23 protein-coding genes are annotated in these 21,057 nt (G+C 40.0%); 21 read left to right on the top strand and 2 right to left on the bottom strand.

The features are described 5' to 3' along the window. Positions 1 to 107 precede the first annotated feature (107 nt). Positions 108 to 3,800, top strand: coding sequence for a methionine synthase (metH, locus tag QQS40_RS05140; protein ID WP_329506577.1), 3,693 nt, complete (start codon positions 108 to 110; stop codon positions 3,798 to 3,800). Between the two features lie 65 nt (positions 3,801 to 3,865). Here metH and QQS40_RS05135 read toward each other — a convergent pair whose 3' ends face one another. Continuing rightward, positions 3,866 to 5,536, bottom strand: a complete 1,671-nt coding sequence (locus QQS40_RS05135; RefSeq protein ID WP_329506575.1) for an ATP-dependent nuclease — start codon at positions 5,534 to 5,536, stop codon at positions 3,866 to 3,868. Between the two features lie 217 nt (positions 5,537 to 5,753). Between QQS40_RS05135 and QQS40_RS05130 the strand changes: the two genes are divergently transcribed. Next, entirely contained in the window at positions 5,754 to 6,221 is a 468-nt protein-coding gene (locus QQS40_RS05130) for a hypothetical protein (protein WP_128787746.1), read from the top strand. An 89-nt stretch (positions 6,222 to 6,310) separates the two neighbouring features. Here the strand turns inward: QQS40_RS05130 and QQS40_RS05125 are convergent, their stop codons facing one another. Further along, positions 6,311 to 7,732: a sucrose-specific PTS transporter subunit IIBC gene (locus QQS40_RS05125; RefSeq protein ID WP_005698676.1), complete on the bottom strand. Its 1,422-nt coding sequence runs from the start codon at positions 7,730 to 7,732 to the stop codon at positions 6,311 to 6,313. 592 nt (positions 7,733 to 8,324) lie between these two features. Here QQS40_RS05125 and QQS40_RS05120 point away from each other — a divergent pair. The 19 genes from QQS40_RS05120 (at position 8,325) to QQS40_RS05030 (ending at position 20,959) form a co-directional block, all read left to right on the top strand. Further along, positions 8,325 to 9,515: a phage major capsid protein gene (locus QQS40_RS05120; protein ID WP_329506572.1), complete on the top strand. Its 1,191-nt coding sequence runs from the start codon at positions 8,325 to 8,327 to the stop codon at positions 9,513 to 9,515. Between the two features lie 43 nt (positions 9,516 to 9,558). After that, positions 9,559 to 10,125, top strand: a complete 567-nt coding sequence (locus QQS40_RS05115) for an HK97 family phage prohead protease (RefSeq protein WP_329506571.1) — start codon at positions 9,559 to 9,561, stop codon at positions 10,123 to 10,125. Position 10,126: 1 nt separating this feature from the next. Next, positions 10,127 to 11,359 carry a phage portal protein gene (locus tag QQS40_RS05110; RefSeq protein WP_329506569.1) on the top strand — a complete coding sequence of 411 codons (1,233 nt, stop codon included), beginning with the start codon at positions 10,127 to 10,129 and terminating at the stop codon, positions 11,357 to 11,359. After that, a complete protein-coding gene (locus tag QQS40_RS05105; protein ID WP_005633854.1) occupies positions 11,343 to 11,687 on the top strand; it encodes a phage head closure protein in 345 nt (114 codons plus the stop codon). Before QQS40_RS05110 ends, QQS40_RS05105 begins: the two co-directional genes overlap by 17 nt. Beyond that, a complete protein-coding gene (locus QQS40_RS05100) occupies positions 11,674 to 11,982 on the top strand; it encodes a head-tail connector protein (protein ID WP_005633852.1) in 309 nt (102 codons plus the stop codon). The genes QQS40_RS05105 and QQS40_RS05100 overlap by 14 nt, the downstream gene beginning before the upstream one ends. Positions 11,983 to 11,998: 16 nt before the next feature. Next, on the top strand, positions 11,999 to 12,361 hold the full coding sequence (locus QQS40_RS05095; protein WP_111696305.1) for an HNH endonuclease signature motif containing protein: 363 nt from the start codon (positions 11,999 to 12,001) through the stop codon (positions 12,359 to 12,361). A 105-nt stretch (positions 12,362 to 12,466) separates the two neighbouring features. Next, complete coding sequence (locus QQS40_RS05090; RefSeq protein ID WP_065243198.1) at positions 12,467 to 12,835, top strand: phage terminase small subunit P27 family; 369 nt, start codon at positions 12,467 to 12,469, stop codon at positions 12,833 to 12,835. Between the two features lie 7 nt (positions 12,836 to 12,842). Continuing rightward, positions 12,843 to 14,510, top strand: a complete 1,668-nt coding sequence (locus QQS40_RS05085) for a terminase large subunit (protein ID WP_329506561.1) — start codon at positions 12,843 to 12,845, stop codon at positions 14,508 to 14,510. After that, positions 14,507 to 14,791 (top strand): hypothetical protein, encoded by a 285-nt coding sequence (locus QQS40_RS05080; RefSeq protein ID WP_070775428.1) that lies wholly within the window; start codon positions 14,507 to 14,509, stop codon positions 14,789 to 14,791. Before QQS40_RS05085 ends, QQS40_RS05080 begins: the two co-directional genes overlap by 4 nt. A 93-nt stretch (positions 14,792 to 14,884) precedes the next feature. Next, entirely contained in the window at positions 14,885 to 15,247 is a 363-nt protein-coding gene (locus QQS40_RS05075; RefSeq protein ID WP_329506558.1) for a hypothetical protein, read from the top strand. A 94-nt stretch (positions 15,248 to 15,341) separates the two neighbouring features. Then, a complete protein-coding gene (locus QQS40_RS05070; RefSeq protein ID WP_329506556.1) occupies positions 15,342 to 16,268 on the top strand; it encodes a hypothetical protein in 927 nt (308 codons plus the stop codon). Between the two features lie 159 nt (positions 16,269 to 16,427). Continuing rightward, complete coding sequence (locus QQS40_RS05065; protein ID WP_329506554.1) at positions 16,428 to 16,631, top strand: helix-turn-helix transcriptional regulator; 204 nt, start codon at positions 16,428 to 16,430, stop codon at positions 16,629 to 16,631. A 91-nt stretch (positions 16,632 to 16,722) separates the two neighbouring features. Further along, positions 16,723 to 17,688 carry a host cell division inhibitor Icd-like protein gene (locus QQS40_RS05060; RefSeq protein WP_329506552.1) on the top strand — a complete coding sequence of 322 codons (966 nt, stop codon included), beginning with the start codon at positions 16,723 to 16,725 and terminating at the stop codon, positions 17,686 to 17,688. Continuing rightward, a complete protein-coding gene (locus QQS40_RS05055; protein WP_329506550.1) occupies positions 17,681 to 17,929 on the top strand; it encodes a hypothetical protein in 249 nt (82 codons plus the stop codon). Before QQS40_RS05060 ends, QQS40_RS05055 begins: the two co-directional genes overlap by 8 nt. Then, a complete protein-coding gene (locus QQS40_RS05050; protein WP_329506548.1) occupies positions 17,922 to 18,122 on the top strand; it encodes a hypothetical protein in 201 nt (66 codons plus the stop codon). The genes QQS40_RS05055 and QQS40_RS05050 overlap by 8 nt, the downstream gene beginning before the upstream one ends. Beyond that, positions 18,112 to 18,318 (top strand): hypothetical protein, encoded by a 207-nt coding sequence (locus QQS40_RS05045; protein ID WP_329506545.1) that lies wholly within the window; start codon positions 18,112 to 18,114, stop codon positions 18,316 to 18,318. Before QQS40_RS05050 ends, QQS40_RS05045 begins: the two co-directional genes overlap by 11 nt. Then, positions 18,305 to 18,817, top strand: a complete 513-nt coding sequence (locus tag QQS40_RS05040) for a hypothetical protein (RefSeq protein ID WP_329506543.1) — start codon at positions 18,305 to 18,307, stop codon at positions 18,815 to 18,817. The genes QQS40_RS05045 and QQS40_RS05040 overlap by 14 nt, the downstream gene beginning before the upstream one ends. Beyond that, the gene (locus QQS40_RS05035; protein ID WP_118856813.1) at positions 18,810 to 19,202 is read left to right on the top strand and encodes a hypothetical protein; all 393 of its coding nucleotides are present in this window, start codon (positions 18,810 to 18,812) and stop codon (positions 19,200 to 19,202) included. The genes QQS40_RS05040 and QQS40_RS05035 overlap by 8 nt, the downstream gene beginning before the upstream one ends. Continuing rightward, entirely contained in the window at positions 19,190 to 20,959 is a 1,770-nt protein-coding gene (locus QQS40_RS05030) for a DNA primase family protein (RefSeq protein WP_329506536.1), read from the top strand. The genes QQS40_RS05035 and QQS40_RS05030 overlap by 13 nt, the downstream gene beginning before the upstream one ends. The last annotated feature ends 98 nt before the right edge of the window (positions 20,960 to 21,057 follow it).

Below are 21,057 nucleotides of genomic sequence, written 5' to 3'. Positions count from 1 at the left end.
GAAAACATTCTATTTTTTTACCGCGCTTTCTCCCCTTTTATTTGACAGTATCCACGCTTATCCCTATTATTTCGAGCAATATTGATTGATTTTAAAAAGAGCTGTCTATGTCACATAATCAAACCGAATTACTGAAAAAATCCCTCGCTGAACGCATCCTCATTTTAGATGGTGCAATGGGGACGATGATCCAAAAATATAAACTCACCGAGGCTGATTTTAGAGGCGAGCGTTTTAAAGAAAGTGCGGTTGATTTACGTGGTAATAATGACTTGCTCACTCTCACCCAGCCCCTGTTAATTTCTGCGATTCACGAGAAATATTTAGCCGCGGGTGCAGATATTATTGAAACCAATACCTTCAGTTCTACCACCATTGCACAAGCAGATTATGACTTACAAGCAGTCGCTTTTGAGTTGAATTTTGCAGGAGCAAAATTAGCACGTTTAGCTGCAGATAAATACAGCACACCAGAAAAACCTCGCTTTGTTGCTGGCGTGTTAGGGCCAACTAACCGCACTGCCTCGATTTCCCCTGATGTAAACGACCCAGGGTTCCGTAATGTCACTTTTATGGAATTGGTCGATGCCTATGCTGAAGCGACCAAAGGCTTAATTGAAGGCGGTGCTGATTTAATCATGATCGAAACTATTTTCGATACGCTTAACGCTAAAGCGGCCGTTTTCGCCATTGAAACCGTATTTGAAGAATTAGGTGTGGAATTGCCGATCATGATCTCCGGCACCATTACCGACGCTTCTGGCCGTACGCTTTCAGGGCAAACCACTGAAGCGTTCTACAACTCGCTTCGCCATGCCAAACCGCTAACGTTCGGTTTGAACTGTGCACTAGGCCCGAAAGAACTTCGCCAGTATGTTGAACAACTGTCTAAAATCAGCGAAACCTATGTTTCCGTCCACCCAAATGCAGGCTTACCAAATGCCTTTGGTGGCTACGATTTAGGTGCAGAAGAAATGGCCGCACACCTTAAGGAATGGGCTGAAAGTGGCTTTGTAAACATTGTCGGTGGTTGTTGTGGTACAACACCAGAGCATATCAAAGCCTTTGCGGATGCCATGCAAGGTATTGCGCCACGTAAATTACCGGAAATTAAAACCGCGATGCGTTTATCAGGTTTAGAGCCGCTCAACATTGATGATGAAAGCCTATTCGTGAACGTGGGTGAACGTAATAACGTGACGGGTTCGGCGAAATTTAAGCGTTTAATTAAAGAAGATAAATTTGCCGAAGCCATTGAAATTGCTATCGACCAAGTAGAAAACGGCGCGCAAGTGATTGACGTCAATATGGATGAAGCATTATTAGACGGCAAAAAATGCATGACCCGTTTCCTTAATATTATGGCGACCGAACCGGATGCAGCTAAAGTGCCAGTCATGATCGACTCGTCTAAATGGGAAGTGATTGAGGCAGGTTTACAGTCGGTGCAAGGTAAGCCGATTGTGAACTCTATCTCGTTGAAAGAGGGCGAGGAAAAATTTATTCATCAGGCTAAATTGGTGCGTAAATACGGTGCTGCCGTTGTGGTGATGGCATTTGATGAAGTGGGGCAGGCTGATACCGAAGAGCGTAAAGTTGAAATTTGTAGCCGTGCTTATGACATTTTGGTCAACCAAGTGGGTTTCCCACCAGAAGACATTATTTTCGACCCGAATATTTTTGCTATCGGTACAGGGATTGAAGAACACAACAACTACGGTGTCGATTTTATCAACGCTACAGGTCGTATCAAACGTGCCCTACCGCATGCGAAAATCTCAGGCGGGGTGTCGAATGTCTCTTTCTCATTCCGTGGTAACAACGTGATGCGTGAAGCCATTCACGCCGTCTTCCTCTATCACGCCATCAAACAAGGCATGGATATGGGGATTGTGAATGCAGGACAGCTTGCGATTTATGACGATCTCGATCCTGAATTGCGTGAAATCGTGGAAGATGCAGTATTAAACCGCAGCCCTGATGCCACCGAAAAACTACTCGATATTGCAGAAAAATATCGTAACCAAGGCAACGATGAAAGTGCGGTCGATTCTGTGGCAGAATGGCGCACTTGGCCAGTGGAAGAACGTTTAAAACACGCGCTGGTGAAAGGGATTACCACTTACATTGTGGAAGATACTGAAGAAGCTCGCCAAACATTACCAACTCCATTAGATGTGATTGAAGGCCCGTTGATGGCGGGCATGGACGTAGTCGGCGATTTATTCGGTGACGGTAAAATGTTCCTGCCACAAGTGGTGAAATCCGCACGCGTGATGAAACAATCCGTGGCGTATTTAGAGCCGTTTATCAATGCCACCAAACAAAAAGGTTCAAGCAACGGTAAAGTGGTGATTGCAACCGTAAAAGGCGATGTGCACGACATCGGTAAAAACATCGTAAGCGTAGTGATGCAATGTAATAACTTTGAAGTGATTGACTTAGGCGTAATGGTGCCTGCGGACAAGATCATTCAAACCGCCATTGATGAAAAAGCGGACATCATCGCGTTAAGTGGTTTGATTATCCCTTCTCTAGATGAGATGGAATACTTCTTAGGTGAAATGACTCGTTTAGGCTTAAATCTGCCAGTGATGATTGGCGGTGCGACCACCTCTAAAGAACATACGGCCATTAAACTTTATCCAAAATATAAAGAACACGGCGTATTTTATACTTCTAACGCCTCCCGTGCGGTAACTGTATGCGCGACCTTGATGAACCCAGAAAGCCGTGCGGCATTATGGGAACAATTCAAGAAAGATTACGAGAAAATTCAGCAATCTTTCTCTAACCGAAAACCACTGCGTAAGCAATTGAGCATTGAAGATGCACGTGCAAACCGCTTTGATGGCTTTGGTGGAGAATGGGCAGATTATGTGCCACCAAAACCAAATCAAACTGGCATTGTGGAATTTAAAAACGTGCCGATTGCTGAGCTGCGTAAATTTATCGACTGGTCGCCATTCTTCCGCATTTGGGGCTTGATGGGCGGCTATCCTGATGCCTTTGATTATCCAGAAGGCGGCGAAGAAGCACGCAAAGTTTGGAATGATGCGCAAGTGGTTTTAGATGAATTAGAGCAAAACCACAAACTCAACCCAAGCGGTATTTTAGGTATCTTCCCTGCAGAACGTGTAGGCGATGATGTGGTGCTTTTCGCTGATGAAGAACGCACGCAAACCATTGGCACGGCTTACGGCTTACGCCAACAAACCGAACGTGGCAAAAACAGCAAAAGCCCATTTAACTTCTGCTTAAGCGACTTTATCGCCGATCGCGAAAGCGGTAAAAAAGACTGGTTCGGCATGTTCGCCGTCTGTGCGGGTATTGAAGAAATGGAGCTAGTGGAAGGCTATAAAGCGGCAGGCGATGACTACAACGCCATCTTGCTACAAGCCGTAGGCGACCGCTTAGCCGAAGCTATGGCAGAATACCTGCACTTTGAGCTTCGCACCCGCATTTGGGGCTACACGCAAGAAGAATTCGACAATCAAGGTTTAATCAATGAAAACTATGTCGGCATCCGCCCTGCACCTGGTTACCCAAGCTGCCCAGAACACACGGAAAAAGCCTTGATTTGGGATTTATTAGAAGTTGAACAACGCATCGGCATGAAACTCACCGAAAGCTATGCCATGTGGCCGGCAGCTTCCGTCTGCGGTTGGTACTTCACCCACCCTGCAAGCAACTATTTTACTTTAGGTCGCATTGATGAAGACCAGGCTCAAGATTATGCCAAACGTAAAGGTTGGGATGAGAGAGAGATGATGAAGTGGTTGGGTGTGGCGATGAAGTAAATATGCCTTATTAAAGTAAGAAGACCACCTAAAATTAGGTGGTCTTTCATATGTATTGATAAAAACTATTTTGGAATCCCCTTTCTGTTTGGATTATTAATCCATTGTGATATTTTTCCTATAAAATCCCAAACATCATTATGAGTTGGTCTAATATAGTGATCAGAACTAGGATCATCTCCCATCTTTTCAAAAATATTTCTTAGCCAACCGTTTTTATTTCTATCAATATCAAGATCACTTAACCAATTCTCAACTTCTCCTATTGGAACAACAAAACTCCCATATTCCATTAAATTATCAAAGAAATTTGAACAGAATTCTTGATCTTCTTTTGTTAATAAATTAATTCCACCACTACGTTTAAAATCTTTTCCATCAAATGCGTTTACTAGATTTTCCCTATTTGTTCTGAAGGAGCTTTTATTTCGCTCAGGAATATATATACCATCTAAAACTTTATTCCAATTAACGCCCCCTTCTTTAATAACATCAATATCAACAATCCCAACCGCAGGAATACCTAAATCTCTTAATGGCTTAACAATATCCCAAACAGTCTGTTTATTTTGAGCATTTAGAAACAAACATCCTTCAATCCCTCTTGGATCTTTTTCCTTTAATAAACGTTCATTAATTTCTTGATAAAAAGCTCTATCAGCATCGGCTTCAGTAACTACAACCGCATTATAGAAGAGCGCATTAAAAACACCTATTGAACGTAATAATGGATTTTGCATCAAAGGTTTCAACTTATCTTGCGTTAAAATTCTCGCTGTTGCCCCCTGAGTCCCATAAGTAAGTCTCACGATATTAATACCAACATTACTTTGTACACACCCCATCAAGAAATCAGCACTATGGGTTGCAACAAATAGTCTTTTATCATTATTTAATATGGATGTGATCTCTTTACCTAATTTATAGGATAGTGTTGGATGTAAGAATGCCTCTGGTTCATCAACTAATATGAAATCAGACTCTCCGGCAATTAAAGCTATTATAATTCCTATAAATGCTTTAACACCATCACTAGCATTCTCCACTAAAATTGCATTCTTATGAAAAGCGATTGCCTCCTCAGTAAGACTTTTATCTAAACTATCTTTAGGTTCTTCTTCAGACAATCTCAATCTAAGATTGCCTAAACTAGTAGGATCAATTACTAAATACTTTCTAAAAGCACCATAAATAACATCTCTAACTTTAGACATTAATACCTGATCCTTAAATAATTTAGAAAAACTGTCTATAGGATCTCCTTGCAAATCACCCGCATTTTGTGAATTAACTAAAGATAATCTACTATATCCATCAAGCCTTGTTGTAAAATAAGATAAAACTTTTGCTAATTGTGAATTTTTGAAGTTCTCCTTATTTGGAGATAGCGCAGTATTGATTAAATCAAGCAAATAAATCTGATTATTCTTACCATACTTTCCAATCAAGAAATAATCGTTACTATAGGGAGTAAAACCCTTTGAAGGAGCAATTTTTATTCTATCTAACATTTTTTCATAAACTTGCTCGCGGGTTAAACGTTCAAACTCTAAGTTACTAATTACATTTAATAATTCTGTTTCTCCATTAGCTATCCATCCTTCTATTTCAATTAAGGCCTGAGATTTACCACTATTATTTGGTCCAATAAAAACAGTCACAGGGCTAAGTTCTATTTCCAAGTTTTCATCTGAGCTAGGATATGTCCCTGCCTGTAATTTAAGTTTTTTAAGCATTGAATACTCCATATAAATAATTTATTATCTAGTCACATAATAGAAATATTAAGAGTATAATTCTACTTATATTTTATAAATATAAAACAAATAAAATTTACTAAAAACTAACTGTACTTTAATCAAAACCAATCATAGACATTCAATATCTTGCACAATCCCCAATTTCCGCTATCATATTCCCTTTCTCATTCACTCTACTCTCGGAACTTTATCGATGAATAAATTGAAAATAGCATTACTCACGGCTGCATTCGTAGGTTTGTTTGCTTGTACCACAACACAACAACCAAAGAAAACCGTTAAGACCCGATTCCTTAAAAATAACATTAGCCAAGCGGAATTAAACAATCCGAAAGATTACAAACGTTATTACTATTCTTGCCGTAATTCAGAAACGGGCTCGAATTCTTATTTAACGACTTACTTCCCGCTTTCAAGAGAAAGCCGCATGAAAGATAATTTTGGTATTTATTTCCAATTAGACGGTGGAAAAGCGGTGCCGTTTGATCATGTGGAAAATCGCACCTTAAATGCACGCGGAAATCGCTTTGAAGTGATTTATCGCTCTTATGAGCCAATTGATGGAAGCCATGTGGATCTGATTGCGCGTGAGCATAATTCGGTGTATTACAAAAACAATCAAGGCATGAGAACAGCTTGGTTAAATTGTCGAGAAGGCTAATTCTCACTGAAAGTGCGGTCGTTTTTAGACGCATTTTTCCAAACAAAAAAGCACGAGGTTAAACTCGTGCTTTTTCTTTTTTATTTCGATTATGCTTTTGCTTGTGCACGTTTCACGAAAATGACTGAAAGCGTGAATGCCACCACAAATGAAATCACCATACCAATGCTGTACATTGCAAGGCTATCCGGTTTGATCGATGGAATACCTAAGAAACCTGCTGCGCCTAATGCAATGGCTTTTACATTGAAGAATGCGATAAAGGCACTTGCTAAGCCTGAACCAATCATCGCTGCAAAGAAAGCCTGACGATAACGTAAGTTCACCCCGAACATTGCCGGTTCAGTAATCCCTAATAATGCAGAAATTCCTGATGGTACCGCTAAACCGCGTACTTTTGGATCTTTTAATGCGACTGCCACACCTAAACAGGCCGCACCTTGTGCGATATTTGACATTGCGGCGATTGGGAAAATAAAGGTACCGCCTGTATTTGCCATTTCAGCTAATAATTGTGTTTCAACCGCAATGAAGGTTTGGTGCATACCTGTGATAACGATTGGTGCATAGAATGCCCCGAAGATCGCGCCGCCCACGAAACCTAAGGTGTCATATAACCAAGTTAAGCCTGATGCAATTAATGAACCTGCTTCACGACCGATTGGACCAATTACGGTGAATGCTAAGAAGCCCGCAATAAAGAGCGAGAATAATGGGGTAATGAGGTTATCTAAATAAGAAGGTACAAACTTACGGAAGGTTTTTTCTAAGGTTGCTAACACCCAAGCAGAAACTAATGTTGGGATAACCGTGCCTTGATAGCCGACTTTTTCAATTTCAAGACCGAATACATTCCAGTATTGGATTTTGCCTTGAGCAAGGGTTAATGCGTAGTTCCAACCATCTGCTAATGCAGGGTGAACTAATAACATCCCAAGTGCTGCCCCTAAGAACGGGTTACCGCCGAATTTACGGGTTGCAGAGAAACCAAGTAATACAGGTAAGAACACAAACGGTGCGTTCGCGATGGTATTAATGAAGTCCACCAAATCCGCTAGACCTGGGTGCATATCAATCACGCTTAATTCATCAACGAAGAAACCTTTCGCTGTAAGCATGGAGTGAATACCCATTAACAAACCGCCTGCGACGATTGCTGGAATGATTGGCACGAAAATATCCGCTAAGCCTTTCACCAAACGTTGCAATAAGTTTTGGTTGCCTGATGCTGCTTCAGCCACTTCGGCTTTACTCACATCGCCGATACCAAGTAATTTAGTAAGTTCAGCATGGACTTTATTCACCGTACCTGAACCAAAGATTATTTGATATTGACCCGCGACAGCAAACTGCCCTTTCACGCCTTCAATATTATCAATGCCTTCTTTGTCCACTTTGCTTTCATCGTTTAACACAATACGTAAACGCGTTGCGCAATGTGCTGCTGTGGCGATGTTTTCTTTGCCGCCAAGTTTATCAATCACTTGTTGGGCGATTTGAGGGAAGTTCATAATGCTCTCCTAATGGGTTTCTAAAGAAAAAGAAATTGACCGATTGTAACTAAAACAGGGGATAATAACTAGCGGTCTAAACAAATTTTAGGCGAAAAAAAACCGACTTAATTAAGTCGGTTTATAGTTGGTGCCTGAGCGAGAAATGAATTTGATATGTAACACATTGATTTTTAATGTAATTATTTTCAGTTGTTTTTATTGGTGTTACTAACGGTGTTACTAAGTAAATTTTACTGAATCTTAGTATATCAAAAACTTTTTTCTATTATAGTCTTCACCTCTTCACTTTTGCTAAAAAATAAGAAAAATCATTATTTATTATATATTTATAAGGGTGAAGACTACCTATTCAAGTCTTCACCAAGTCTTCACCAGTCTTCACCTATAAAAATAGATAAATTCCTATCTTAAATTATCTTTTCAAACCCAAAATCACCTAAAAAATCACTGAATAAAATATTTTACTCAACGTATCTAACCGTATCTAAACTATTGAAATTTAAGGTATTTACTTTATATTTTTTGTATATATATTGTTCTGTGGGCTTTTTATAAGCCGTCTTAATTAAGACTAAATAAAGGACAAGTTATGTTTAAAAAATTAATTGAGTTACGCCAACAAAAGGCAGAAAAAATCGCAGAAATGCGAGCAATGCTTGATAAAGCAGAAAAAGAAAATCGTTCATTAGATGAAACTGAATCAGTAGATTTTGATAAATTGAAAGATTTAGTGAAACAATTGAGTGATGAAATCAGTAAATACGAAACCGTAGCAGATGAAGAACGTAATCTTGGTGCGCAATCTAAATCATTAGAAACTCGCAGCACGAAACAATTTTCAAATGATGAATTGCGCCATTACATTAAAACCGGTGAACTTCGCAATTTAACGACAGCTAACGGTGAAGATGGCGGCTATTCAGTCATTCCTCAATTAGATAAAGAGGTCATGAAACGCTTAACAGACGATAGCGTCATACGCCAGCTCTGTAATGTCGTTCGCTTGCCTATCGGTGCGAAAGAATACAAAAAATTAGTATCTGCTGGCGGTGCAACCGTTGAACATGGCACCGAGGGCACAGTACGCAATGGTACAGCAAGCCCGAAACTGCACGAAGTAACCATTGCATTAAATTCAATCTACGCTTATCCAAAAACTACTCAAGAGATTTTGGACTTCTCAAGCATTGATGTTTTAGGTTGGCTAACTGATGAAATTTCTGAAACCTTCACAGAAACAGAAGAAACAGATTTAACTTCCGGTGATGGTAACAAGAAATCAAAAGGCTTCTTAACCTACCAACGCACAACTGAAAACGATAAAGTGCGCCCATTCGGCAAACTTCAAAAAATTGAAGTAGCAGGTGTAGCGAAGATTGATGCAGATACTTTAATCGATGCGTTCTATACACTTCATAGCAAATACCGTAAAAATGCGGTTTGGGTGATGTCATCAACGATTGCAGCAGCATTACAAAAACTTAAAAACAAAAACGGGGATTATATCTGGCGCGATGGTTTAACAGCCGATGCCCCAGCAACATTATTAGGTCGCCCAGTCCACTTCTTAGAAACAATGCCGACAGGCGGAGCAAACAAAGCAGTAATTGCCTTCGGTGACTTCAAACGCGGATATTTCATTGTAGATCACGAAACAGGCGTGCGAACCCGTCCGGACAACTTAACCGAACCGGGATTCTATAAAGTACACACCGATAAATATTTAGGCGGTGGCGTAGTAGATTCCAACGCAATTAAATTGATTGAGACAACGGCATAAATCATAGAGGGGCGAAAGCCCTTTTTTGCTTAATAGGTGAAAAATGAAGAAAGAATTTGAAATCCGCTCTGCAACCATTTCAACGGATGAAGAGAATCAAAAGCTCGTTGGTTATGCGGTCAAATGGAACAGCCCTTCACAAGTGCTTTACTGTGATTTTGTAGAATCCTTTGCGCCTAAAGCATTCAGTGAAAGTTTAGCCAGTGGCGAAGATGTTCGCGCACTCTTTGAACACGACTACACCAAGTTACTCGGTCGCACTAGTGCGGGAACATTAAAACTAGAAGAAGATTCAATCGGCTTACGTTTTGAATTAACACCACCTGATACCACCTTAGGGCGTGATTTGTTGGTAAGTGTTGAACGCGGCGATATTAGCGGAATGTCTTTCGGCTTTTGGGCTAAAGAAGAAACATGGAATTTTGATGTAGAGCCTTGCCAACGAACCGTACAAAAAGCCGAACTCTTTGAAGTTACCGTAACAAGCATTCCTGCCTATCCTGAAAGTAGCGTAGCAATTGCTAAGCGTTCAATGGTCGCGGCCAAAGAAAAAACACAAGAACACTCTACCGCACTTTTGAAACAGTGGCTTGATGTGATGGAGGCTTAATATGTGGAATCCTTTTAGACGAAAAGAGCAACGTAGCGAGCCAACCACAATAGAAGAGCTTTTATCTTACATGGGCGTAAACAATACAGGCGCGGGCGAATTTGTCAGTCCACAAACTGCAGAATCGTTACCTGCCGTGATGAATGCCGTTACCGTCATTTCGGAGGCGGTGGCATCAATGCCTTGTTATCTATACGCATTAAAAGAAGATGGCCGAGAAAGAATCTATCGTCATCCTGTTGAATATCTTCTCAATGAAATGCCAAACCGCAGCCAAACACCGTATCAATTCAAAAATACGATGATGCGCCATTGTTTGCTAAATGGTAACGCTTATGCCGTGATTGAGTGGAATAACAAAGGCGAACCAATAAGCCTTACTCCTTATCAACCCAGTGCGGTAAATATCTTCCGTAAAGTAACGGGTGAATATATTTATCAAATCACAGACTTAAACGGGGTAACAAAAAACTATCTTCAAGATGAGATTTTACATTTACGCCATAGTTCTGTTGATGGATTTATGGGGCGTTCTCCGATAACAGTTTGTCGTGAAACGGTGGGATTAGGTTTAGCCCAGCAACGCCATGGTGCAGCCATTATGAAAAACGGATTGATGGCAAGCGGGCTTATCTCAACGGCAGAATGGTTAGATGATGCAAAAGCGCAGAAAGCCGTCAAAGCCCTTGAACGTTACAAGGGGGCAAAGAATGCGGGTAAAACGCCTATTCTTGAAGGCTCAATGGAATATAAACAATTAGGCATGACAAACCAAGATGCAGAATGGTTAGCCAGTCGCACGTTTACCATTTCCGATATAGCCCGAATCTACAATATTAGCCCAATTTTCTTACAAGACTACTCGAATAGTAGCTATGCGAATTTTAGTGAGGCGAGCCGCGCATTTCTTTCTCAAACCTTGCGCCCTTGGCTTACTAACTTTGAACAACAACTCAAAGATGCCTTGATGATTAATTTAGGCAGCAACAGCAAGAAACGTTACTTAATCGAATTTGATACAAGCGACTTATTACGCACCAGTCAAAGCGAACGTTTCAGTAGCTATGATGTAGCAATCAAAGCGGGTGTAATGTCTCCAAATGAAGTTCGCCGCCGTGAAGGTTTACCGCCTTATGAAGGTGGAGATGAATTTAGCCAGGCTTGGAAACAAACCGTAGAAGTTAAACGCGGTGATGAACAAGAACAGGGGGCAAGCAATGGCAGTGATGCTTAAAGCGGGGAAATATAACAAGGTGATTGATTTACAAAAGCAAGTAAACGAACAGAACGACTATGGCGGCATTGTGAGTAAATGGAGAACTATCTCTAATGTTCGAGCTGCAGTTGAGCCATTACAAGGTAGAGAGTTCTTCTCTGGGGCAGTGCCTCTAGGGGAGAACATTGTAAGGGTTAGGGTTCGTTATGGGATAGAAGTCGATCGCACTATGCGAGTGAAGTATGGTACAAGGCTACTTGAGATAACCAATATCATAGACAGCAAGGAATCTCACCGTGAACTTCAACTAATCTGTAAGGAGTTATTAGGCAATGGCACAAATTGAACTAGAAGAAATTAAGCAACATTTAAATCTCGATCATGATTTAGATGATGCGTTACTCGAAACCTATAAGGTCGCTACATTGGAAGTATGCCAAAAGCATATAGGCAAAACCTTTGGTGATGAAGAAACCGAAAATACCGTTCCGTTTACGCCATCAATTAAAGTCGGCTGCTTAATGTATATTGCCTACCTTTACACAAACCGTGAGGCTATAACAGATTTAGCCAATCTTAAACAAGCACCCATGACGATTTCCGCATTATGGGAAGTCTATAGAGAGCCTTGCGCTTACTAAGGATTTAGTAACCGATATGCCTTATCAACCGTTAAGACGTTGTAGTTATCCAGGATGTAGAAATAAAGTGAAGTCGGGCAGATGTGAAGAGCATAAGCCAAAGGACAACCGACCAAGCAGTCGCGCACGCGGTTACGACCATAAGTGGAGCAAATACCGAGCACAGTACTTAAAGCATCACCCTCTTTGCGTGATGTGCTTAGAGAAAGGTATCTACACGCCCGCTACAGTGATAGACCATATCAAGCCAGTCGAGAACGGACAAGCAGACCCGCTATTTTGGGTTGAATCTAACCATCAATCTTTATGTCGTGATTGCCATAGCTATAAAACACGAGTGATAGACCAACGCGGATTTGGTGCGAAGAAGATTGATTAGACAAGGTGGGGGGAGTTTTTGAAAGAAAGTGGCAAGCCTAAAGAACCGCCCCCCTACTCAAATTTTTACGCAAGGCAAATTTTTTGAAAATAAGGAAAAGCATAAATGACGAAACGAACCAAATATAAAGCCCCTGATTTCTTAGACGAACTGGCTAAAAGCCAATGGAAAGCACGCATTACGCAGCTTTCGGATCGTGGCGATATTAAACCGGAAGATTTAACCAATCTTGAAATCTACTGTATTAACTATTCACTATTCCGAAGTGCGGTAGCGGATATTGCGAAAAACGGCTTTTCCATTGTAAACAGTCAAGGTACGCAATCACGCAATCCGGCACTATCAGCGAAAGCTGATGCGGAAAAAGTGATGATCAAGATGTCCGCACTTTTGGGCTTTGACCCGGTAAGTCGCCGTAAAAATCCAGTAGAAACAGACGTTACTGATATGTTGGATGAAATCCTCACAATGTAGGCGAAAAATGGAAATCTGGCACGAATACGCGAAAAAAGTTCAAACAGGTGAAATAGTGGCTTGTAAGAAGATAAAACAAGCCGTAGAGCGTTATTTTAACGATTTAAACAATCCCGATTATTTCTTTGATCAAAGTGCGGTAGAAAAATTTATCGCTTTCTCGAAACTATGCCCACACGTTAAAGGACACTTGAGAGGTGAGCCGATTATTCTTTCAGATTGGCAAGTTTTCCTCTTTGCCAATATTCTGGGCTTTAAACGAAAAGATACGGGATTAAGAAAATATCGCTCTGCTTACGTTCAAGTAGCAAGAAAGAACGCAAAATCAACGGTAGCAGCCGTTTTAGCCAATTGGTTTTTAGTGATGGAAGGCGGACAACAGGATATATACACCGCAGCCGTTAGCCGAGATCAAGCAAGAATTGTTTTTGATGATGCTCGTCAAATGTGCTTACTTTCAGCGCCATTGAAAAAGCGCCTTAATATTCAACAACACAAGCTAATCAATCCGAAGAATAACAGCATTATGCGACCGCTTGCCGCTAAATCTTCAACCATTGAAGGAACAAACCCTAGTTTAGCGATTGTTGATGAATATCACCTACACACGGACAACAGCGTATATAGCGCGTTAGAGCTAGGACAAGGCGCACGTCCTGAAGGTTTACTCTTTGCTATTACAACAGCCGGAAGTAACGTTATTTCAGCCTGTAAACAGCATTATGATTATTGCGCTCAAATCCTTGAAGGAAATGATCAGAATGAAAGCCTATTTGTGTTGATTTTTGAGTTAGACGAAGAAAACGAAATCGACAATCAAGAGAACTGGATAAAATCAAATCCGAATATAGGTAAATCCATTCCTTACCTTGATTTTGAGAACACTATCAAGAAGGCTAGGGGTATTCCGTCCGAATGGGTAGAAATGCTAACTAAGCGCTTTAATGTATGGTGTCAAGGCTCTACGCCGTGGCTAGGTGATGGAAACTGGGCGCAATGTGAACGGCAGTACACGGAAAGCGATTTACTTCATCAAGATTGCTATTTAGGGCTAGATTTATCAAGTACCAACGACTTAACAAGCCTTTGTTATACATTCCCACACGGAAACAAAGTGCGCTTGCTTACACGGCACTACATTCCCGAATTCCAACTTAACAACGTGGCAAATAAAAACCGCGCAATGTATCGAAACTGGGTGCGCAGTGGTTGGCTAATAGCAACGGAAGGGGATTGCATCGACTACGACAAAATCAGAGACGATATTCTGAAAGATGCTGAACGTTTCAATATCAAGATGACAGGCTTTGATGTATGGAACGCAACCCATTTACGAACACAATTACAAGCGGCTGGGCTTGAAGTAGAGCCATTCCCGCAAACATACCAACGATTTAGCCCAGTGGCAAAAAGTGCGGAAGTTTTAATAAACAGACAGATGATAGAACACAACGGCGATCCGGTGCTTACCTGGGCGTTATCCAATGTGGTGATGGAAACCGATGCCAACGCCAACATAAAGCCAAACAAGAAGAAGGCCGCAAACAAAATCGATCCGGCAGTAGCTTTCTTGATGTCATTCGGCACCTATCAACTTGAATATGGCGATCTGATTTTTGAGTTATCAGAAGAACACAAACAGGCATTGGAACAATTTAATGGGATTGATTTATGAGATGTAAACAGGCAAAACAAAACTTACTTCTTTCAGCGGTGAACCACTATAAAAAATCGACCGCACTTTTTACCTTTGTCAGCCTTTACGATGATGAAGAACCCTATCCAATAAGTGAAGTTATTCACGCATTAAAATGTAAATGTAATGCGGCCAAGCGAGAAATAGACAGCCGACCAAATAGCCCGAATATGGACGCGTTAGAAACGATTTACTTTATTGCCAAGAAACAACTTGATGCCATGCTAAAACAGCAAAAAAGAATCAATGCCGGTAAGTGATGAATAATAAAATATTTTCCTTATACTATTGAATTTTCCCCCCTTTGTTACTATGTTATTTGTTATAATAACCAGTAAAAATAAGGGGGAACTATGGGTCTGATACTAGTTGCAATAAAGTGTATGGTTGCTGCTTTTTTTGTCGTATTAGCAATAGTTACCTTTCAAGACTGGTGGTTTATTGTGGCCTTTGGTTTAGCCGGCGGGCTTTCATTTACTATCGGTTGGCTTATTTACGATGAATATAAGCACCGGAAAGAAAATAAACGGCTGGCCGCCGAGTGGGAAGAAAGAAAAAACCGCCCTGTAGAATATGAAATAAATAACGCAGTTATCAAGAAAACATTACCGGAAAGGCAAAAGCCACTTATTACCGGCACGATAAACTGGATAGACGGCAACACCGGCAAAGAAACCACTTTAATAGATATTAGTGTAGATATAAAAAACAAATAACCGAATAAAGCGCACCTAGGCTGATCCCCGAAAGCAAGAAACCTTATCTTGTTGGTGCGTTCCTATCATAAGGACAAATGCGAAAGGGGCGTTTATGGAACCAGAAAAAAGAATGCTGCCTAAGAAAGCGTATTCACTAGAGAAAGCTGCTGCCTATATGTCTATAAACTATGGAATCAAAATAGATAGAGATGATTTATTAGATTATTTGCGTGATGGGGTATTAGTTTCATCCCTCCTTTTAAAAGGAAATAGTAGGTATATTACAAGGATAGATAGAGAAAAAATTCCAAATAATAGAGTTTCTATTGATCCTTTTTACTGTAACTTCAAAATAGAGAATGAGCAATCTAAAGTAGTTGAAATTCTTGAAGGTAGAAGTTGTTTAGTATGCGAAAGCAAAAATCTACAAGTGGCATTATTTTATAAAGATAAAGTGGACGATGCTTTTTTAGGAGAAAGATGTAAAGTGTTCAACGGCTCTGAAGTATTTAGTTTTGGGTTTTCGGGTTATTTTACAATTCCAAACCATGTTTTTAATACCATATTAAATGGAGAGATCTTTTCTTTTCCCATGAGGTTAAGTGTCAATTCAGATGAGCATGACTCCGAAATTTTTATAGGTAATAGTTACAATGCGACATTTCCCATGTCTAAAGTTTGTATTTTACATGATGATCTAATGGTATTTTTAGCTAGCATGGGCGTAATTGACGATAAATATAAAATACCTGAAGAAATAGGCAAGTTAAACGCTAAGATTTTCAAGTTAGAAAAGGAAAAATCAAGCGATAAACTCTCAACAAAAACAAAAAATACAATGGCTAGATTGATCGTTAATTTAATCGATCTTCAATATGGCTATAAAAATCAAACAGATATAATCAAAGCTTTTAAGAAAAAAGGCGAAGATAACATGAGGGAAGATGGTGAGATAGTACAAGACTTCACTCAAAAAGGGCTAATGCCGCCAAGCTCTAAATTTATTCGTGGTATATTAGGAGATCTTGAAGAGAAATAAGAAATCTAGAACATTTTTTTCATTATCTGGAACATTCTATGTAAATCGGAATATTCTAGACCATCAAAATTAAATTTACGGTTAAATACCTATCGTTCGAACAACTCAACGGAATAGAACGCTATTCCACAGTGTTAAACAAACGATAGGTATTTTCTTATGAATCTAAATTTAAACCCACAACAAAAACTAATCTCTGGTGAAACCGCTTGCCATATTGTTGGCTTTGGTCGCACCAAACTCAACGAGCTTGTAAAAGCTAAGAAATTCCCTCAACCAATCCGCTTTTCACAAAACTTTGTCCGCTGGGATTTAGAAGAAGTGAATCAATGGATTGAAGAACAGAAGGCTGCACGTGCTTAATAGAAAAAAACGCCATAGTGAGGAAAAAGAAACTATGGCGTAACTAGAAACGTATTTGGAACAAGCAATTAAATTCAAACAGGAAATGAAAATGAACTTAATTCATAAATATTCTAATCAAATTAGAAATATTTTCAACAAACATTTACAAAACCCTACTTTACAAAGTGCGGTGAGTTTTGGCATTATTTTCCCGCAATCAGAAAAAGTGATTGCCAGCCGTGGAAAGCTGAACTATTTACATCAGGCGAACGATAGCACTCCATTAGACCGTGCTTTTTTTGTTCGTAACATTCGCACACCTAAAGAATATGCGGATTTTGTTTTCAATCTAAATCCGATCATTCTCTCAATGGTAGAGCGTAATGAGCAGTCTTTGACTGGCTGCCCTCCTGATGTGGCAGTTTTCCACCTTGTTACGTTCTACCGCCCGACCGTGGAAAGTCTAGCGGTAGTTCCTATAAACCAACATCAGGAACTTACGCAAATGTATCAATTCATTTTTGCGCTTATTCGCGCACCTCAAATCAAAATCAGACTTCTTGCCGATAATGAACAACAAGCACGCTCACGTTTTACCGATGGCGATACCTTGTTATTTGTTGGCAGAATTAATCAAAACCCTAAACTTACACCAGTGGTGGATGTTAAAGCTGAATCTTACTCTGTAAAAAATCACAGCTTGCCAGCAGGGCAGAATGTGGGTAGTATTGAAAGCACTACTACTATCGAGGGCAACCGCAACCCTTATCAATGCGGTATTTTTTTACCTAAAATTCATTCCTTGCACGTTCCTGAAAAATCGGATGCGTTGTCTTATATCGAATTTGCGGTACAGATGATAAGCCGAAATAAGGCGGAGTTTATCCGCACGAATAAGGCTAGCCGTTCGATAGCGGTAGTTGAGTCTGTATCGCACCCATTTACGGGCGATACTCTTACATTAACTAAATCTATCGGAAATCCAACAATGAAAATCTACCCCAAAAATAACCGCGCTTTAGCGGCACTTCCTACCCTTTCTGTATCTGCTGAAATGGAGGTGGCACATGGCTAACCGCATTATCCAAGTAGAACAATGCCAGATTAATTCGTTAAAGCTCCATATGGACGGATTAGGACAATTAGAAAGCATGTTATTGGCGTTATCTATCACCCCTGATTTGTTCGATGAAATGGATTCTTTTGATATTGCCTACACTATCAAAGGCATTAAGAACCTATTGAGCCATATCAAGATTGATATGGAAGAACGCATAGCTTTTATTGAAGGTTTACAGGAGGCAAGCAATGACTGAGCAAGTGAACCTACCCTATCAATTAATCTTTGTTTATGACAATGGCAGCCAATTCATAGCAGGCGAATATGGCTCTCTTAGAGAGGCGTTACAGGCAAAAATCAGATGTAAGCACGAAATAGGGCAAGCTGATATTTGCGGTCGAGTGTTAGAAGTGATCTCGGTTTTGATAGGGGGAGAAAATGAAAGCTAAAAAAATCAAAGCATTCAAAGCACCCTATACACCGACACCAGAGCAGTTAGAGAAATCTTACAAACGGATTAAACAATTCTTAGCCTTTGCAGAAGATTATCTACACTCTGGACACTACAAAGGACTGGCGGCATCAATCGAACAAATCAAGAAAGCAGCAACAATTAGAAAGGTGGCACAATATGAAACCAAGTAACCCAATGCAACAACTTCAACAGTGGAAAGATAACCGCAATGCAAATCTGCATTCTGCTAACACCAACCAGCCCAATTCTGGACTGGTTAAAAATACGCAAGGAAACGTAGGTAGCGAGACCAAAAACAAATATCAAGGGAAACTATACGCGAATCCATTAGCTTTTAAATGTAGCCAGCTTACGCGCCAATTCAAACTGATTTTAGATAGCAACCGTAAATGTTTAGAAGTCTATCCTGATGACTTCCATCACAAAATCAAGTTTAGAGATGAACTTACTGATTTAGTGGTGAGATTAAAAACAGGCGGAAAGTTATTTAATGAAATGGTTAAGGCAAAAGGTGCAAAACTTAACCCAAATAACCAAGAAACAATCAGAAACTTTAATCAAGCTAATGACTACTTAATTCATAAGTTCGGTGAAGTTATCACACAAATAAACCAACTCAATATTGAACGCATTGAGGGTGATAAATTGCAAGGGGGAAATAATGAGTAAAACTGCTTTTATTTTAACTGCTGGCTTTCACGTTGTTGATGATTTATTTATGCTGACTGTTGTCGCGATGCGAGAAAGCAAAGGGGATATTTTAAGCCTTCATCACACCTATGCTAAACAGGGTAAACTCACAAATATCAGAGCCATTAATTTAAACCATTACACGCTAGAAATTAGCTTAGGCAATGCACGCGCGCCCATTATTCACGCAGAGGGAAGAAGAGAACGTGCAGAGGCTGAGGAGGCGATAGCGCCTTTCAAAACAATCTACCCTACTGCGCAAATTAGAGTGATTCAGTTTAAAGATACGTTTCTATTTAAGCAATGCGCAGGAATTGGATTAGGGATTGATGCGGAGCAAGGAGGCAAACAATGGCTAAATTAATCAATGCACCGCACCTTGCGGATCAACCACATGAACCTTACTCTGATATTTTTATTCTTGCTGGGCGTAAAGCCTGGCAAGCATGGGATAACGGAAAGGGTGAAGAATGGCTCTTGTTATGTTCTTTAATTCACGGATTAGACAGCACTATAAAACCAGTTATTCTTGCTGAAAACCAATTAGAGAATATTTCTTCTATCCGCATAGTCAAAGAAGATCAACGATCAGTAAAACTTGTTCAATATGGTGAACTGGCACAAGCTGAAATAACGGCTATTTGCCAAAACTTAGCTAAAAACTCTGATGCGATAGAAGTCAAACTTCTTGATGCTGCAGCGCAGACTAAAGAAGATTTAAGTGGTTATATTCAACTCTTACGTAATGATAAAGAGACTGCAGACTTCGCAGAGAAAATAGTACCGCCAGAGAAATTAAAAGAAAAAGACGGAACGAACAAAAAATCACGAGCCTTTCAAAAGTGGTTAAATTTAGATATGGCGCTACAGCGTGGTTGCAGGGAAATCTATGCTTATGATGGCAAAACGTGGAATAAACAAGAAAATGATGACTTGGAAGAGAAAGCAGTTAAATTTCTCGATGAAAATGAATTTAACTACAGCGATTCTACAATAGAGCGGTTAATCAAGACATTAAAAGCCCAGTTGCCAAGAATGGGAGAAATGTCTAACGATTTGATAGCCTTTGAGAATGGTGTGTTAAATCGCAATACAATGGAATTTGAATCGCATAATCGGCAAAACTGGCTAACCTCTTTTATTCCTCATAAGTATGATAAACAGGCTGCAGATACGCCACACTTTGACAAATGGTTGAGCTTTGTATCTGATGGAAACAAAGATAAAGCTAGAAACATCCTAGCCGTTTTATATGCGATCTTAACCAATCGTTACAACTGGCAAATGTTCTTTGAAATTACAGGAAAGGGGGGAAGTGGTAAATCTGTGTTTGCCAGTATCGCCACTTTGTTGGCTGGTGTAAAAAACACTGCATCAAGTAATTTAGAAAAGTTTGATGATGAACGCGGACTATCTGGACTTGAAAATAAAACGCTGATTTTATGCCCTGAACAATCAAAATATGCTGGAGACGGCAGCGGTTTGAAATCTATCACTGGCGGGGATACTGTAAGGGTAAGATATAATTATCAAGATCCATTTGACGTAAAAATCACGGCCCTAGTTATGCTGATAAATAATAGACCTTGTTCATTTACAGAGCGTTCTGGTGGAGTTGATCGAAGACGTGTTATTTTTGACTTCAAAAAGATAGTGCCAGAAGATGAACGTGATCCGCATTTTATGGATAAAATCACCCTAGAAGTGGGCGGAATTATCCGCAAGGTGTTTGATTCATTCCCTGATCCAAATGATGCGAAAAAGGCTTTAAAAGCACAAATGGAAAGCCAAGAGGCGTTAGAAGTAAAAAAACTATCTGATCCACTTACAGACTTCTTTGGTTATTTCTACACGACAGAACAAACAGATGGGCTTTTTATTGGTGTTACAAACATGGGATTAGACAAAATAAGAACCCACCTTTACCCAGCATATTTAGCCTATACAAAGGCGATGAATATCGGTGAATTAGGGCTGAACAACTTTGTAATAGGGGTTGAGCAAGCCTTAAAACAGAATGGCAATAAACATGATTTCATCAAGAGACATACCAAAACTGGACGTAGGACAAATATCCATTTTAAGGATTTTGATAGTTTTCGAAATGAAATGTTTAGTTAAAAATAGCGGGTTAAATCCCGCTTTTTTATTGAGTGTTCACCTTTTGGTGAAGACTTGGTGAAGGGTTAAAAGGGTAGTCTTCACCACTTAAAACATTG

The organism is Haemophilus parainfluenzae, from assembly GCF_036288925.1.
Taxonomy (GTDB): Bacteria; Pseudomonadota; Gammaproteobacteria; order Enterobacterales; family Pasteurellaceae; genus Haemophilus_D.
This window is presented reverse-complemented; position numbering and strand designations above follow the sequence as displayed.